The sequence below is a fragment of the Alkaliphilus transvaalensis ATCC 700919 genome (assembly GCF_000621485.1).
Lineage (GTDB): Bacteria > Bacillota > Clostridia > Peptostreptococcales > Natronincolaceae > Alkaliphilus > Alkaliphilus transvaalensis.
The window spans coordinates 10,568-25,323 of the sequence record NZ_JHYF01000012.1 but is presented as its reverse complement, the minus strand read 5'-3'; the positions used below and the strand labels follow the sequence as shown (position 1 = coordinate 25,323).

Annotated in this window: 16 protein-coding genes; all 16 read right to left on the bottom strand. The window is 39.5% G+C overall.

Annotated features, from left to right (window positions below; all coding sequences use genetic code 11):
* Window positions 1-90: 90 nt before the first annotated feature.
* Window positions 91-846: a precorrin-6A reductase gene (gene cobK, locus T335_RS0108945; protein WP_026477244.1), complete on the bottom strand. Its 756-nt coding sequence runs from the start codon at window positions 844-846 to the stop codon at window positions 91-93.
* Window positions 843-1,586 (bottom strand): precorrin-3B C(17)-methyltransferase, encoded by a 744-nt coding sequence (gene cobJ, locus T335_RS0108940; RefSeq protein WP_034328116.1) that lies wholly within the window; start codon window positions 1,584-1,586, stop codon window positions 843-845. Before cobJ ends, cobK begins: the two co-directional genes overlap by 4 nt.
* 242 nt (window positions 1,587-1,828) lie before the next feature.
* Window positions 1,829-2,884, bottom strand: a complete 1,056-nt coding sequence (gene cbiG, locus T335_RS0108935; RefSeq protein WP_026477242.1) for a cobalt-precorrin 5A hydrolase — start codon at window positions 2,882-2,884, stop codon at window positions 1,829-1,831.
* Window positions 2,881-3,639: a precorrin-4 C(11)-methyltransferase gene (gene cobM, locus T335_RS0108930; RefSeq protein WP_026477241.1), complete on the bottom strand. Its 759-nt coding sequence runs from the start codon at window positions 3,637-3,639 to the stop codon at window positions 2,881-2,883. The genes cbiG and cobM overlap by 4 nt, the downstream gene beginning before the upstream one ends.
* Window positions 3,632-4,357, bottom strand: a complete 726-nt coding sequence (cobI, locus tag T335_RS0108925) for a precorrin-2 C(20)-methyltransferase (RefSeq protein ID WP_026477240.1) — start codon at window positions 4,355-4,357, stop codon at window positions 3,632-3,634. Before cobI ends, cobM begins: the two co-directional genes overlap by 8 nt.
* Window positions 4,347-4,976, bottom strand: coding sequence for a precorrin-6Y C5,15-methyltransferase (decarboxylating) subunit CbiT (gene cbiT, locus T335_RS0108920; protein ID WP_051569224.1), 630 nt, complete (start codon window positions 4,974-4,976; stop codon window positions 4,347-4,349). The genes cobI and cbiT overlap by 11 nt, the downstream gene beginning before the upstream one ends.
* Window positions 4,969-5,589, bottom strand: a complete 621-nt coding sequence (gene cbiE, locus T335_RS0108915) for a precorrin-6y C5,15-methyltransferase (decarboxylating) subunit CbiE (RefSeq protein ID WP_026477238.1) — start codon at window positions 5,587-5,589, stop codon at window positions 4,969-4,971. Before cbiE ends, cbiT begins: the two co-directional genes overlap by 8 nt.
* Window positions 5,582-6,703 (bottom strand): cobalt-precorrin-5B (C(1))-methyltransferase CbiD, encoded by a 1,122-nt coding sequence (gene cbiD, locus T335_RS0108910; protein WP_026477237.1) that lies wholly within the window; start codon window positions 6,701-6,703, stop codon window positions 5,582-5,584. The genes cbiE and cbiD overlap by 8 nt, the downstream gene beginning before the upstream one ends.
* 6 nt (window positions 6,704-6,709) lie before the next feature.
* Window positions 6,710-7,330 carry a precorrin-8X methylmutase gene (locus T335_RS0108905; protein WP_026477236.1) on the bottom strand — a complete coding sequence of 207 codons (621 nt, stop codon included), beginning with the start codon at window positions 7,328-7,330 and terminating at the stop codon, window positions 6,710-6,712.
* Between the two features lie 38 nt (window positions 7,331-7,368).
* Window positions 7,369-8,256, bottom strand: coding sequence for a GHMP family kinase ATP-binding protein (locus T335_RS20270; RefSeq protein ID WP_051569223.1), 888 nt, complete (start codon window positions 8,254-8,256; stop codon window positions 7,369-7,371).
* 10 nt (window positions 8,257-8,266) lie between these two features.
* On the bottom strand, window positions 8,267-9,025 hold the full coding sequence (locus T335_RS0108895; RefSeq protein WP_026477235.1) for an AIR synthase related protein: 759 nt from the start codon (window positions 9,023-9,025) through the stop codon (window positions 8,267-8,269).
* Between the two features lies 1 nt (window position 9,026).
* Complete coding sequence (locus tag T335_RS0108890; RefSeq protein ID WP_051569222.1) at window positions 9,027-9,536, bottom strand: ECF transporter S component; 510 nt, start codon at window positions 9,534-9,536, stop codon at window positions 9,027-9,029.
* Between the two features lie 16 nt (window positions 9,537-9,552).
* Window positions 9,553-10,947 (bottom strand): cobyrinate a,c-diamide synthase, encoded by a 1,395-nt coding sequence (locus tag T335_RS20265; protein WP_051569221.1) that lies wholly within the window; start codon window positions 10,945-10,947, stop codon window positions 9,553-9,555.
* On the bottom strand, window positions 10,948-12,246 hold the full coding sequence (hemL, locus tag T335_RS0108880) for a glutamate-1-semialdehyde 2,1-aminomutase (protein ID WP_026477233.1): 1,299 nt from the start codon (window positions 12,244-12,246) through the stop codon (window positions 10,948-10,950).
* A complete protein-coding gene (gene hemB / locus T335_RS0108875; protein WP_026477232.1) occupies window positions 12,243-13,223 on the bottom strand; it encodes a porphobilinogen synthase in 981 nt (326 codons plus the stop codon). Before hemB ends, hemL begins: the two co-directional genes overlap by 4 nt.
* Window positions 13,223-14,731 carry a uroporphyrinogen-III C-methyltransferase gene (gene cobA, locus T335_RS0108870; RefSeq protein WP_026477231.1) on the bottom strand — a complete coding sequence of 503 codons (1,509 nt, stop codon included), beginning with the start codon at window positions 14,729-14,731 and terminating at the stop codon, window positions 13,223-13,225. The genes hemB and cobA overlap by 1 nt, the downstream gene beginning before the upstream one ends.
* Between the last annotated feature and the right edge of the window lie 25 nt (window positions 14,732-14,756).

Below are 14,756 nucleotides of genomic sequence, written 5' to 3'. Positions count from 1 at the left end.
AAATACATTATCTAACTTAGATTTATTTTTATATAAAAGGTATATAAAGTCCTCGTTATAGAATGATGTTATTATAGAATGGATGTTATGTCATTCCTTCACCAAATCAGAAATTAAAAAATTTAAATCATGATAAACATTCCCATAGGTTATTTGGGGTCTTTTAATGATAATGATGGGCTTTCCTACAATCTGGGCTGCGCTTATTTTTTCTTCGGTTCCGCCTGCTTCTCCACTGTCTTTTGTTATGATGACAGAAACATCCTCTATCCCGAACATAACCTGATTCATTTCCCCAGTGAAGGGACCCTTCATTCCAATAAGATTATGGGGAGTTAATCCATAATCTTCACATCTTTTTATAACAGATGATGTAGGTAACACCCTTGCAATTAACCTTTCTGCCCCAATCTCCTTAACAAATAAAGGAATGTGATTACTACCAGTTGTTAAGAATACTTTATTGGGATAATTTTTTGCCAGTTGAGCCGCATGATGATAGTCCTCAGCAATGATAACATGATCACCTTGGGGTATCTCCGTATTTTGACGTTCATAGCGTAGGTATTGAATACCTTTTTCTTCACTTACCTTCATTGCTAATTTAGAAATATTTTCCGCATAGGGATGGCTTACATCAAGGATGTATTTGATCTTTTTAGTGTCTATCAGTTCATGTAGGGCCCCTTCATCCAATTTTGTTTCTAGTACTTCTATATTGGTAATCCCTTCGAGGCATTTCACCCCATAAGGAGTGGTAACTGTAGCCACAACTGGAATTAGCTTATTTGAAAGCCCCGCTAGCAATTGTCGCCCTTCACTGGTTCCACATAGGGCTAATATCATATTTTATAGCCCCTTGGGGTAATCATCTTCCCATTTTTAATGTAGGTATTAGAATTCCCAATTATTACAACAGTAGTCATATGGATGGTATGCTGAAGCATATCCCCTAAGTTGGTAATAACCACCTCTTCATTACCTCGTTTTGCATTTCGGACAATCCCCACTGGCGTATCTTCTTTTCTATACTTTAAGAGGATTTCTCTAGCTTCTTCAATTTGAGTGGTTCTAGTGTTACTCTTAGGGTTATACAGACCTACAATAAAATCTCCTTCTCCACCACAGTGGAGCCTTCTTTTAATGACCTCCCAGTCGGTTAATAGATCGCTTAAACTAATGACAACAAAGTCATGCATCAGTGGAGCCCCTAAGGCGGCAGCCGCAGCACTTACAGCAGTAATACCAGGTAATATATCTACATCAATAGCACTATTAGTCTCTTCCTTTATCTCTAACAAGATACCTGCCATGCCATAAATTCCTGGATCTCCACTACTGACTAAGACTACTTTTTTTCCTTCTTCTGCAATTTCAACGGCCCGTTTACATCTCTCTACTTCTCTTCTCATTCCATTATTAATAACGGTCTTACCCTCTAAAAGATCTGCAATTAAATCAATATAGGTTTTATAGCCCACAACAACATCCGCCTCTACTATGGCCTCCTTCACGATAGGAGTCATATAGGACAAATCTCCAGGTCCTAATCCAACTACAGTTACTTTTCCAATAACATTTTCCATTACTTCACCCCGCTTAAAATTCTAGCTACGCTCTTTTCGCTCTTTCTTAGTTCTCTTTTTCTTAATTCTCAGTATTCAATTCTCCCTTACTCCTTTTGATAATTCTTTCTGCTTGTCTTTCTTGTCTTCATCATCTTGTCTTCATCATCTTGTCTTCATCTTTTCTTCTCTTCTTCTTATCTTCATCATATTTCTATTTTTCTTTTTCTTTATCTTCATCATCTTCTATTTTGCTTTATACTTCATACTTCCACCATTTCAGCTATGGAAATAGTAATGCCTTTGTTCCTATGTTTCTCTAATATTAGTTTTCCTCTGCCACTGGCCAAGAAGCTACAGGGCCCACTAACAGCCCCCACCCCTATAGTTTTCCTTACAAATTCAGAGGATTCAAATGCTTTTTCTACCTCTAAGATTGCTTCTCTAGGGATAATTTCTATAGGCACTTTAAAATGATTAGCCACCATCAACAGGCCTTTTTCCTTTGCCTTTATATCTACAGTTGCAATTTTAGCAATAGAATGGGTAGACAAACTTAATTCTTTAAAAATATAACAGATTTCCTCTAAAATAACTTCATAGGGAGTATCTTTCCTACAACCAATTCCTAAAACTAAATTTTTCGGATAGATTTGTAATAGATTTGAATCCTCTAACCCATTAATACTACTATTAGGTAACTGTTGAAAATGACTTATAATGATTCCATAGGGATATGCCCTTAGCTCTTCTTGCTGTCCAACTCGATGGTAAGGCTCCGAAGCACCTTTAATTGCCAGCTCACTATAAATCCCTACATTGCCCCCGTTTACTAAATGGGCAGTTATTATTTTTGTCTTTTCCCAATCGGTAATAACACAATTGTTTTGTTGGGCCAATAGATCCACCGATAGGATTCCCCTTACATCTGAAGCAGTAGTAATAACAGGGTTTGCCTTTAAAAAGCTTGACAGCTTTAGGGTCCATTCATTAGCCCCACCTAAATGCCCTGATAAAAGACTAATAACGTTTCTTCCAGCCTCATCCATTACAATTACAGCAGGGTCTTGGCTCTTATGTTGTAGGAGGGGAGCAATGGTTCTAACTACAATTCCCGTTGACATAATAAAAATAAGGATATCATAAAAATTAAATTTATCTTTAACCAAGTCCTTTAATGAACCATCAATGGAGGTTACCCCCCCTTCAAAACTAGAAAAATGAGGCATTGTAAAAAGTTCAGCTTCTGGAAGAAAGTTTCTAACCTTAAGAGCCAGTTCTAGACCTCCTTTAGTAAGGGTAATTATGGTTATTTTCATTTTTTTCCTACCCGATATTCATGGCTAAAGCCTTCATCATAAAGTTTAGACAAGGCATATTGATCTCCTAAAAAGTTTCCCACTAAAATTTGTGCTGTTTTGGTGATTTTAGCTTCCTTTACTTTTTCAGCAATATTTTCTAATGTCCCCACCACAATTTTTTCATCTGCCCAAGTGGCTTTTTGTACTACAGCAACGGGAGTCTCCTTGGTATAGGAAGTTAAAAGATCTTTAACAACCTCTTCAATCATATGAACCGACAAAAAGATGGCCATAGTGGTTTGATGGGTGGCTAATGACCGAATACCTTCCCCCTTAGGTACAGGGGTTCTCCCTTCCATTCTTGTTAAAATAACTGTTTGGGAAACCTCTGGAAGGGTTAGTTCCTTTTTAAGGGCTGCAGCAGAAGCTACAAAGGAGCTTACCCCAGGAATGACCTCGTATTCAATAGAGGCCTCATCTAAAGCATCCATCTGCTCTCTAATGGCCCCATAGATACTGGGGTCTCCCGTATGGACCCTTGCCACATCTAAGCCCTCTGCCACAGCCTTTTCAATTACCTCCAACACTTCTTTTAAAGTCATAGAGGCACTATTATGAACAACTGCCCCTTCCTTTCTATGGGCAATAACTTCTGGGTTTACTAAAGAGCCTGCATAAATAATGACATCAGCTGTTTTAATGATTTCATAGCCCTTCATGGTGATTAATTTAGGGTCACCTGGCCCCGCCCCAATAAAATATACTTTAGCCAACAGATTTCCCTCCTTTTTTCCCTTTATTTTTAATAATTACAGTAGATAAGTAGGGTATTTTTTCTTCCTTCAAGATATTAATATCTGTAGTAGCTTCTTCATCTAGTTGTCCGCATTTAGAAACCATAACAAAGGAATCTTCTAACTGATATCTTTCCATTGCCTCTGCCAGCGCCTTTGGGTTATGGGAGGGCTTTAGTACTACAACATTATTACCTGCCTTTAAAGCATTATCCAGCAGAACTTCATTTTTTCTAAAGGGTATAATAGATAACCCCTCTTCTCCCTCTGCCAAAGGGAAGTTCATACTGCTGGCTACAGCACAGAAGGAAGGAATCCCTGGTACAGTCTCAACTTCATATCCCACCTTTAATAAATCCTTTAATAGATAAATATAAGTGCTGTAGAGCATGGGGTCCCCAATGGTTAAAAATACTACATCTTGCCCACGATCTAATCTTCCGCTAATTTCACTGACATTCTCTTGCCAAGCTTTTTCTAAGGTCTCCTGACAATGGACCATTGGAAAAACCATTTTGTTAATGATGGTATCTTCTTGTATATAGTCTTTTACAATATTTAATGCCACGCTCTCTTCTCCTAGCCTACTACAAGGAGCAATAATAACTTCAGCCTCTTGAATTTTTTTAATTGCTTTGATGGTGAGCAGTTCTGGATCTCCGGGACCTACTCCTATCCCCATTAGTTTACCCTTCATCTTCCATACCCCCTTTTGTTGCAGAAATAATATTAATGGGGTTTTGGGCCTCCATTAAGGTATATCTCCCTGCATTTCTTCCCTTTGAAACAGCTACAGTAACAACTTCAATCTCCTTCAATAATTCATTTTTCTTCAACGCTTCTAGTCCCTTTGATAAGCTTTCAAGGGTAACAGTGGTAATAACCAATCTTCCATCAGTAGGTAGTCTATAGGCTACTTCAGTAATAATTTCTTCCATTTCTCCACCACTACCACCTATTATGACTCGATCGAAATTTTGGAGGGTTTTTATGATTTCCCTTCCTCTTCCCCTTAGGATGTGAAGGTTATCCACCTGAAAAGCCCTTTTATTGGCCTCTTGAAGCTGAGTGGCTTCTTCCTTATGGTCTATGGCATAGACCATTCCCTTATTTGCCACTAGCGCTGCTTCAATGGATATTGAGCCTGTCCCTGCCCCTACATCCACGACAACACTATTTTCTTCTAACCTTAGTTTACTTATGACAATAGCCCGAATTTCTTCCTTTGTCATAGGCACCTTTCCCCGTATAAAATATCCATCGGGGATACCTGATGTTTTGAAGCTCCATTTTTTATCCATTTCTTTTTTATCCATTTTTTATCACCACCACTGACATTTCATAGGGGGCAGCTAATATAATTTCTTCCGGCGATCCTATGGTAATCCGTTCTTCCTCGTAGGATAGGTTTTCCCCCACAATTAGTGCTACCCCACCATAACCTTTTAATAATAGTTCTTTAGCAATCGCCTCTGGCCCATAGGTTGAATCTGTCAATAATGCCACCTGTCCTTGTTTTTGCAAGGCTTCAATATAGTTATCCTGTCTACCATGAACACTCATTAAAGTAGTTTGTTGCCAAGGTTCCTTCATCTTTGCAAATAAATACTGAAAGGAACTAATACCGGGAATTACTTCTAATTCTTCGTTGGTAAAGTGTTTCTTCATGTAATTTAGCATGCTATAGAAGCCTGTATCTCCTGAAAGAATTAAGGCAATTTTTTTTGTTACCCTTTCACCTTTCATCAACTCTACTATTGTGGCTAACTCTTTAGTAATTGTAACTTTTAGCCCCTTATAGTCGGGAAAGCTTTGGAGATTCCGTCCTCCTCCAATTAAAATATCACTATTTTTAATATGTTTTTCAGCAATAGGCAACAAATAATCCCTATGGCCAGGACCAATTCCAATCACGTAAATTTTATTCATTTTTAAACTCCTCCAAAAGTCTTTGGGCAGTTGCACAAACCCCCAAAATACCTTCCTCCATCGAAAACATAATCGTACCTATTTCTATTTCTTGATGGGTCCGCAGTCGGCACTTTTCAGATATTTTTTCAGTTAAAGAATGAAATACAGCTTCATAACCAAAGGTTTTTATCCATTTAACAGCTTCTTCTGTGGTATTACTCTCCATAACCCTTTGTAATTGGTCTTTAGTTGCCCCCATGAGGGCAAGATGGGCTGTCATAACTTCTAAGCGTCCATCGGCTATTTTACTATGGGTATGGAAGATCCCCCCTGCCACTTTAACAATTTTACCAACATGACCTATCAATAGGATCTTCTTGATGCCTTTATTTAAGCCTTCATCCAACATAAAGCCAATAAAATTACTGGTCTTAAAAAGATACTTTTGTGAAAGATTATAATGATCCCTTGCTAAATCCCTTCCATAGTTTCCAGGAACCATTACCAGCTTATCTACCCCTTCTGCCTTCATCATGGATAGTTCAATTGCTAAGGAGTCCTTAAAGGCTTCCTCCGACATGGGTTCTACGATTCCTGAGGTCCCTAAAATAGAGATTCCCCCAACAATTCCTAAACGTGGATTAAAGGTTCTAGCCCCTACCCTTGCCCCCTCTGGAACAAAAATTTCAATATCTACCCCTCGATCTTCTCCAATGATTCCTCTAACTGCTCTATCAATCATTTGCCTTGGGACAGGGTTAATGGCTGCCTTACCTATTTCAATAGGTAATCCTCCCTTAGTAACCCTGCCTACACCAATGCCTCCATCAATGATAATTTGATTATCTTGCCGCCATTTTACTCGACTATGGATCTTTAGCCCATTGGTGGCATCGGGGTCGTCCCCACCGTCTTTTGTGACACTGCAACAAACCCCTTCTTTCTCCCATAGAATGTCATTGATCTTCAACCTAAGTTGCCATCCTTTTGGCGTATCTATTTGAATTTCTTCAACAGCTTCACCTTCTAATAGCATTAATGCTGCTGCCTTTGAAGCTGCAGTAGCACAGGAGCCTGTGGTATAGCCATATCTAAGTTTTTTACCATTTTTTAGTACATACTTATCTAACATTATTCTCTACTCCAACATATACAGTAATGCGTTTACAATGGCAGCTGCAACAGTACTGCCGCCCTTTCTACCTCTAATGGTGATATAGGGGACTGATCTCTTGATTAACTCTTCCTTTGATTCTGCCGCCCCCACAAAACCCACTGGTGCCCCGATAATTAAGGCAGGATTGGCCTTCTTTTCATCTAAGTACTTACATAACATAAACAGGGCTGTGGGGGCATTACCGATAACAAAAATTTTTGTTTTTTCATCGGCTATTGCCTTCTCCATTGCCACCATCGAACGGGTTACGCCTCTCTCCTTAGCCTCCACAGCCACTTGAGGGTCGTCAACCAATGTATATACCTCACATTGATGCTTAGCTAATGCTCTTTTATTGATTCCCGACAAAGCCATCTTAGTATCAGTATATATTTTGCATCCCTTACCTAAAGTCTCTAAAGCAGTAGGAATTGCATTGGGATGAATTTCTGTAATATCTGCATATTGAAAATCTGCCGTTGTATGAATAATCCTTTTGATAATTTTCCCTTCCCTCTCTGGAAAGGTTTTTTCGCCTAATTCCTCTGTAATGATCTCAAAACTTCTCTTCTCAATTTGATTTGGCTCCTTAATATATTCCAATTAGAATCCCCCTCTAAGGTCTATTTAAAAATTTAAAATTACTTTCCAATGATCTTTGCTCCACCCAAAATAATACGATGCTTCCTTATGGCCTTATAATTATTAAAATAGTGTCTTTTTTTTATTTCATGGAGAAATTTTTCTTCTTCGAAGGAGTCCTGCTGATGTAATATTCCCACTACAGTACCACTATGGGCCACATTAACACCAACGGCTCCATTTTTTTCTGCCAGATCTATTATATTTTTTAACCCTTCTTTATAGAGTATAGCTTGATTAGCCATGCTACTTAGACTGGCGGCCCTTCCAATTTCCTCTAGATTATTGGTTTCTATTCCTAATTCAAAAGCTGCCAAAGCATCCTTCAAAGTTTTTTCTTGTTGTTGATACATTTTGTCTCGATTAATTTTTCGAAAATCCATTGTATTAATTCTTTCATGACCCTCTAATATTAAAACCTGACATGCTGGAATAACCCCATAGGGTCTACTAAAACTTCCTTTTAAATGATCAAACAAAGTGATTTTTGAAAAAACCGTACTATCGGTAGGCTCTATGGTTACACATAGTTGGGCAATTTCTTCTTCTGTAATCTCCTTACCTAAGTAGGTTGCAGTTGCTAAAGCTGTTGCAGCTAAATCTGCTGTACTGCTGGCCATTCCCTTTCCTAAAGGAATATCAGATTTGATAGTAAGATTAAAAGTAGAATTAAGGAAAGAAGATTTTTTTGTAGAAACTTGATAATACTCCATTACCTTTTTAATCATTTCATAGGCCTTAGGATATAAATCTTTAGAAGTAGCTTCACCTTCCACCAAAGTTACGGTACTATAACAGTCTATACTATAAGAAATTAGCTTTTCTCCCCCCAAGACCCATCCCTGCAATAGTTCTCCACAGGAGGCTGGACAAATGGCTTGTATCATATAAACCTCCTTATTTTATCACCTTTCCGATCTTATAAAGAGGCCCTTTAATTTCTGTGTCTAGTCCTTCAAAATTTTCTTCTAAGTTAGGTGACCCGCTAAATATAACTGCTGTGGCAGGTCCCCCTGACTTTGTTAGACTAACGGATAAGTTATCATCGGGGACAAATTGTAGCCCATTTAAGGCTGCCAATAATTCCCCTTCATATCCAATTCCCTTTGATCCTACTGGGATAATTTCTTTAACCCCTTTAGCCGATACTAAAAGCTGTAAATCCTTCAGGCTACATATGGTGGGATCATGGGGCAATTGAATTTCTCCCCCCACCTTTAGTTCTCCTAATAGATAAATAATGTCTCCAGCTTCAGTTTTTGAAAGCTTACAGTAATCATTTTCTACCTCACCTATGATGGTAATCCCCATACCTGTCTGAAGGGTTTTGAAGTTTTCCTCTGTACTCCCATTAATGCAGTCTAGGGGAAGTTCAGCTTCCCTCAATAAATCTTTAATCCCCTCGATAATTTCATAACCAGTGGGGTTCATCTCCACCGATAGGGTGTTAATAACAGCCAAGGGTGTAGCCCCTACTGATAAAATTTCCATTAGGGCCACCCGTGTGGTATAATACCCTACTATTCTGGGGGATACTTTTAAGAGGTCTAGTTCTTTACTTCCTATGGCCCCAGAGGAGTCGCAGGCAATTACTAGTGTTTTTGACCCCCAACTCCTAATAAAACTAATATCCCTTTGCTTTTTCCCCATTAACATCTTAGTTTCTCCTTAGCCTTTTAAATAATATGGCAGCTAGGGATACATTTACAATAGACACTGCTGTTAAAGGTAACCACATCACTAGAAACAAGGTCCAGCCCTTTAAAGGTAGCCCCAGTAAGCTAGAAACTGGTGCAGCCACTAAGGCTGCTAAGGGACCATTAAGTAAAATTGCTATGATTGTAGCTCCTAATGGATTGATCCTTCTCCAAATAATGCCAAAAGCATAGACGATGCACCACATTTGTAAAGCAATAACAAGATGCATTGGCAGGGTTAGTGGAAAGCCCGCCGTCATAGATGAAACTAGGTGACCTATTAGACCAACAACGCCCCCAAAAACTGGCCCCATATAAAGGGCAGCAAAAAAGGCTGGTAATGAATCTAAGGCGATACTCCCTTGAATCTTAATATAGGCTCCAACCCCACTAAGGGCGATCAATAAAGAAAGCTTTACTAAAATTTCTATGGTGATGGGCTTTTTTTTATAGGATGATTGCTGAAGCATTTTAACTCCCCCTAATTTATTCAATTATTATTCTATGATAGTAGTCTTCCCATGCCTTAATTAAAGCCTGAGGAAATTCCAAATTACTATAAAAGTGGATATGACTAAAGGCCCCTAAACAATGATACTGAAATAATCCACATTTCCATTGGGAAATTAGTTCTCCATCCCGATATTTATCCACAGAATACACATAATTATTGGGGTTAGCTTCCACAATCCCCCGATGGAATTCATGGCCCCTCATTGTTTTAACTTCTGATTCAAAGATTTTTTGATTTTTGAAGGTAACTTCGTTGTAGCCAAATCTTTGAAGGCGATTTGTCATAACTGCTTGGGCATCAAAAACCCCCAGCATATTAAAGGTTTCACCATCAAAATTTGTAATAGCATTAGTTAAATACATATAACCACCACATTCTCCATAGGTGGGCATTCCTTTTTGAATCTTTTCTCTTATTTCTTTCCTTAGGTTCCCATTGGCCTCCAGATCCCTAGCAAAAACCTCTGGAAATCCCCCACCTAAATAAAGGCCATGAATATTATCGGGTAATTTTGAATCCCTTAAAGGACTAAAGGGGATTAACTGGATTTCAGCCTCCCTTAATAAATCTAGATTATCTTCGTAGTAAAAATTAAAGGCCTCATCATAGGGGTAGGCTACCCGTAGATGTTTTTTCTTTGGTAGGGTAGGAAGTTGTATTTCCTGTAATCCCTCTACTTCCTTTGATACTTCAATTAGACCTTCTAAATCAATGGTTTCCTCCACCATCTCAACAATGGCCTTTAACTTTTCTGTAATTTGATCAACCTCCATTGAAGGAACTAACCCTAAATGTCTACTTTCCAGCTGAAGGCTTGTATTTTTATTTAAATAGCCCAAACATTTCACGCCCACTTGTTCTTCTATTACTGTTTTTAGAAGACTATAATGCTTCTCACCAGAAACACGGTTAATAATGACCCCTTTTATGTTTACCTCTGGGTCTAGGCTTTTATAGCCTAAAACCATGGCAGCTGCACTATTGGACATTCCTTCACCGTCAATAATTAATATAACTGGGGCCTTAAGGATTTTAGCTATATGGGCAGTACTCCCTTGATGACTTTTTACCCCAAAACCATCATAGAGGCCCATAACCCCCTCTATAATCGCCAGTTCTCCAGAGTTGCAGTTTTTCTTAAACAACCCCTTTATTATGTCTTCCTCTAATAAATAGCTGTCAAGGTTTCTGGAGGGAACCCCTGTTACACTTCTATGAAACTGAGGGTCAATATAGTCGGGCCCTACCTTAAAGGGCTTTATTGATAGCCCTCTCTTTATCAAGGCCCCCATAATTCCAAGGGATAGGGTGGTTTTTCCGACACCACTTTGGGTGCCTGCCAGTACAATTCTACCTTCTACACCCATTTAATCCAGCTCCTTTACCTTCTTTAGGGCGTGGCCTGCCGCATCGATGGTTTGTTGGATCATTTCATCGGTGTGGGCTGCTGAAATAAAGGTTGCCTCAAATTGAGATGGGGCTAAGTAGATTCCTTGGGCCAACATTTCCCTAAAAAACACCCCATACTTTTCTGTATCGGAGGTGGAGGCTGTTTCAAAGTCAGTTACTTCAACATCTGTAAAGAACATACATAGCATTGATCCTACTCGATTAAAGGATGCTCCTACCCCTATCGCCTTCACCTTTTCCTTTAAACCAGCTTCTAATTTTATTGCCTTCTCTTCTAAGGCTTTGTATATTTCAGGGTTTTCTTTTAAAATCTTTAGGGTGGTATAACCAGCCATCATGGCTAAAGGGTTTCCTGAAAGGGTCCCTGCTTGATAAACGGGCCCTAAAGGAGACAGATATTCCATAATTTCTTTTCTACCTCCAAAGGCCCCTACTGGCAGACCCCCACCTATAATCTTGCCAAAACAGGTCAAATCTGGCTGGATGTTGTAAAGACTTTGGGCGCCTTCGAAGGCAACCCTAAAACCTGTCATGACTTCATCAAATATTAAAAGACTACCATATTGGTTGGTTAGCTCCCTTAGTCGTTGGGCAAATTGGTTGGTCATAGGTACAACCCCCATGTTTCCTGCTATGGGTTCAATAATTACAGCTGCAATTTCTTCTCCTGCTTCTTGAAAAATTGCCTCAATATTTTTTATACTATTAAACTGAGCCGTTATGGTATTTTTAGCGGTTTCTTCAGTAACCCCTGGACTACTGGGGACACCATGGGTTAAGGCTCCAGAGCCAGCCTTAATTAATAAAGCATCGGAATGGCCGTGGTAATTCCCGCTAAATTTAACAATTTTACTTCTTCCAGTATAGCCCCTTGCCAATCTTAAAGCCGTCATGGTGGCCTCTGTACCAGAATTTACCATTCTAATCATTTCTATAGAAGGGATGGAATCGATCACCAGTTGAGCCACCTTAGACTCCAGTTCAGTAGGGGCTCCAAAGCTGGTTCCAGTTTCCACAACTTCCTTTAGGTTTTTTACAACTTCAGGGTGACAATGTCCCAAAATGAGGGGCCCCCATGAAGCAACATAATCGATGTATTGATTTCCATCTTCATCAAAAAGAAATGCCCCCTGCCCCTTCTTCATAAAGGGAGGGTTCATTCCCACCGACGAAAAGGCTCTAACCGGGCTATTTACCCCACCCGGCATTAGTTTTTTTGACGCTTCAAATAGCTTTTCAGAACGCTCTAATTTCATTGGGGATTCCTCCTTATCCATTCAGCCATATCCTTTGCAAAATAGGTTAAAATCATATCGGCACCTGCCCGCTTAATGGAGGTTAATATTTCTACCATTGCCTTTTCACCATCAATTAACCCTTCCTTTTCTGCCAGTTTTACCATGGTATATTCACCACTAACATGGTAGGCCGCTAACGGAACAGGAAAGGCCGCTTTTAATTTGGTAATGACATCTAAGTAAGCTAAGGCTGGTTTTACCATTAGAATATCTGCCCCTTCTTCTAGGTCTAGGGCAGCTTCTCTGATGGCCTCGTCTACATTTCCAGCATCCATTTGATAGGTTTTCCGATCACCAAATTGAGGGCTAGAGCCAGCAGCACTTCTAAAGGGACCATAAAAGGCAGAAGCATATTTAACACTATAGCTCATAATGGGTACATGGCTATAATTGTTCTTATCGAGGGTTTTTCTAATTTTTGCAACCCTTCCATCCATCATATCGGAAGGGGCAACAACATCGGCCCCTGCCATCGCATGGGAAAGGGCTGTGTTGGCAATCAAATCTAGACTTTCATCATTTAAGACATGGTTGTCCTTAACAATACCACAATGGCCATGGTTGGTATATTGACAAAGACAAACATCCGACATTACCAGTAAATCTGGGTAATGCTTTTTGACTGCCCTAATGGCCTGCTGTACGATTCCATTCATCCCATAGGCTTCCGATGCATATTCATCCTTTTCTTTCGGTATTCCAAATAGAAGGATAGCCTGTATCCCCAAGTCTACAACCTTCTTAACCTCTTCTATTAACAGGTCTACAGAAAAATGATATTGCCCTGGTAGTGCTGGAATTTCTTTTTTGATTCCTTCTCCATGGACAACAAATAGGGGATATACCAGATCCGATATATTTACCCTCGTTTCCTGCACTAGATTTCGAAGGGCTGAGGTCCGTCTTAGCCTTCTAGGTCTTTTAATTAACTCCATTATAATCCCTCCACGATTCCGTTAATTAAGCCATCTATGGTATATTCCCTTCCTTGGCAATCTACCGATAAACCTAACTCTACAACTGTCTTACCAGTAATAGGGCCAATAACGGCAATTTTACTATTTGACAAAAGTTCTGCGTTTTCTTTTCCTAAAATCTCCATAAAATGATTAGCTGTAGAAGAACTGGTAAAGGTAATGATATCGACTCCCTCTTGTAAAATCTCCAACAATTCCTCTTTTCTGTGGGTTGGTATCACCGTTTGGTAGATGGGTATTTCTTCTACAATGGCCCCCATCTCCATTAGTCCAGTAACAAGATTCTTTCTAGCGATTTCTGCCCTTGGTAAGAATACAGTATCACCCTTTTTAATGACTCCCTTAAGGCTTTCTAAAATTCCTTCTGCTGTAAAAACCTCTGGTATTAGCTCTACTACTAACCCTCTTTCTTCTAGGGCCTCTGCCGTTGCTGTTCCTATTGCAACCACCTTCCCCTTACCAATGTCTCTAATATCCTTTTTAAGGGTTCGTAATCTTTTAAAAAAGCTATCAACGCCATTAACACTGGTGAAAATGATGTAGTCAGCAACATCTATGGCTTTCATTTTCTTATCAATTTCTGCTAAATTTTCCGAAGGCTTAATTTCTATTGTAGGAAATTCTACAACCTCTCCCCCCAGCGCCTTTATTTTTGTAGTCAGTTGACTTGCCTGTTGGCGGGTACGGGTTACCAATACTCTTTTTCCATGAAGAGGCAGCCCCTCAACCCAATTTAACCCATCTCTAAGATTAACCACCTCTCCAATGATAATAATGGAGGGAGATTCTATTTGATTTTTTTCTACTACCTCTTTAATGTTTGCTAGGGTTCCTGTTACGGTTTTTTGTCTACCTGTGGTTCCCCTGTGAACTAGAGCCACTGGTGTTTCTAATGCTTTGCCATGTTTTATAAGTTCTTCTGTAATTTCTTTAAGGTTACCTACTCCCATTAAAAACACCAATGTCCCTTCAAGCTTTGCGAGGGCTTCATAATTTACAGTAGATTTCCCCTTTGTAGGGTCTTCGTGGCCAGTAATAACATGAAAGGAGGTGCTGACATTGCGATGGGTTACAGGAATTCCACCATAATTTGATGCCCCAATAGCAGAAGTAATCCCAGGAACCACCTCAAAGGCTATTCCTTTTTCTAATAGGGCAAGGGCTTCTTCTCCTCCCCTTCCAAAAACATAGGGGTCACCGCCCTTTAATCTAGTAACTATATTGCCTGCTGATGCTTTTTCCACTAAAAGAGCATTGATTTCCTCTTGGGTATATTGATGGTGATGGGGAGACTTTCCAACATTGATACAAATAGCTTCATCCTTCTTATGTCTCAATAGATTTGGGTTTGCTAGACGATCGTATAAGATTACATCAGCCTTCTTGATACAGGCCAAGCCCTTTACGGTAATTAAATCTTCATCCCCAGGGCCTGCCCCTACTAAATATACATAGGGTCTTTTCATTTCTTCACCTCCTATCATAGATCAA

What these genes read in the sequence shown, in the direction of transcription:
- cobK (WP_026477244.1), bottom strand. Translation starts at nt 846, where the DNA reads ATGATATTAGCCCTATGTGGAACCAGTGAAGGGCGACAATTGCTAGCG.
- cobJ (WP_034328116.1), bottom strand. Translation starts at nt 1,586, where the DNA reads ATGGAAAATGTTATTGGAAAAGTAACTGTAGTTGGATTAGGACCTGGA.
- cbiG (WP_026477242.1), bottom strand. Translation starts at nt 2,884, where the DNA reads ATGAAAATAACCATAATTACCCTTACTAAAGGAGGTCTAGAACTGGCT.
- cobI (WP_026477240.1), bottom strand. Translation starts at nt 4,357, where the DNA reads ATGAAGGGTAAACTAATGGGGATAGGAGTAGGTCCCGGAGATCCAGAA.
- cbiT (WP_051569224.1), bottom strand. Translation starts at nt 4,976, where the DNA reads ATGGATAAAAAAGAAATGGATAAAAAATGGAGCTTCAAAACATCAGGT.
- cbiE (WP_026477238.1), bottom strand. Translation starts at nt 5,589, where the DNA reads ATGAATAAAATTTACGTGATTGGAATTGGTCCTGGCCATAGGGATTAT.
- cbiD (WP_026477237.1), bottom strand. Translation starts at nt 6,703, where the DNA reads ATGTTAGATAAGTATGTACTAAAAAATGGTAAAAAACTTAGATATGGC.
- T335_RS20270 (WP_051569223.1), bottom strand. Translation starts at nt 8,256, where the DNA reads ATGATACAAGCCATTTGTCCAGCCTCCTGTGGAGAACTATTGCAGGGA.
- T335_RS0108895 (WP_026477235.1), bottom strand. Translation starts at nt 9,025, where the DNA reads ATGTTAATGGGGAAAAAGCAAAGGGATATTAGTTTTATTAGGAGTTGG.
- T335_RS0108890 (WP_051569222.1), bottom strand. Translation starts at nt 9,536, where the DNA reads ATGCTTCAGCAATCATCCTATAAAAAAAAGCCCATCACCATAGAAATT.
- T335_RS20265 (WP_051569221.1), bottom strand. Translation starts at nt 10,947, where the DNA reads ATGGGTGTAGAAGGTAGAATTGTACTGGCAGGCACCCAAAGTGGTGTC.
- hemL (WP_026477233.1), bottom strand. Translation starts at nt 12,246, where the DNA reads ATGAAATTAGAGCGTTCTGAAAAGCTATTTGAAGCGTCAAAAAAACTA.
- hemB (WP_026477232.1), bottom strand. Translation starts at nt 13,223, where the DNA reads ATGGAGTTAATTAAAAGACCTAGAAGGCTAAGACGGACCTCAGCCCTT.
- cobA (WP_026477231.1), bottom strand. Translation starts at nt 14,731, where the DNA reads ATGAAAAGACCCTATGTATATTTAGTAGGGGCAGGCCCTGGGGATGAA.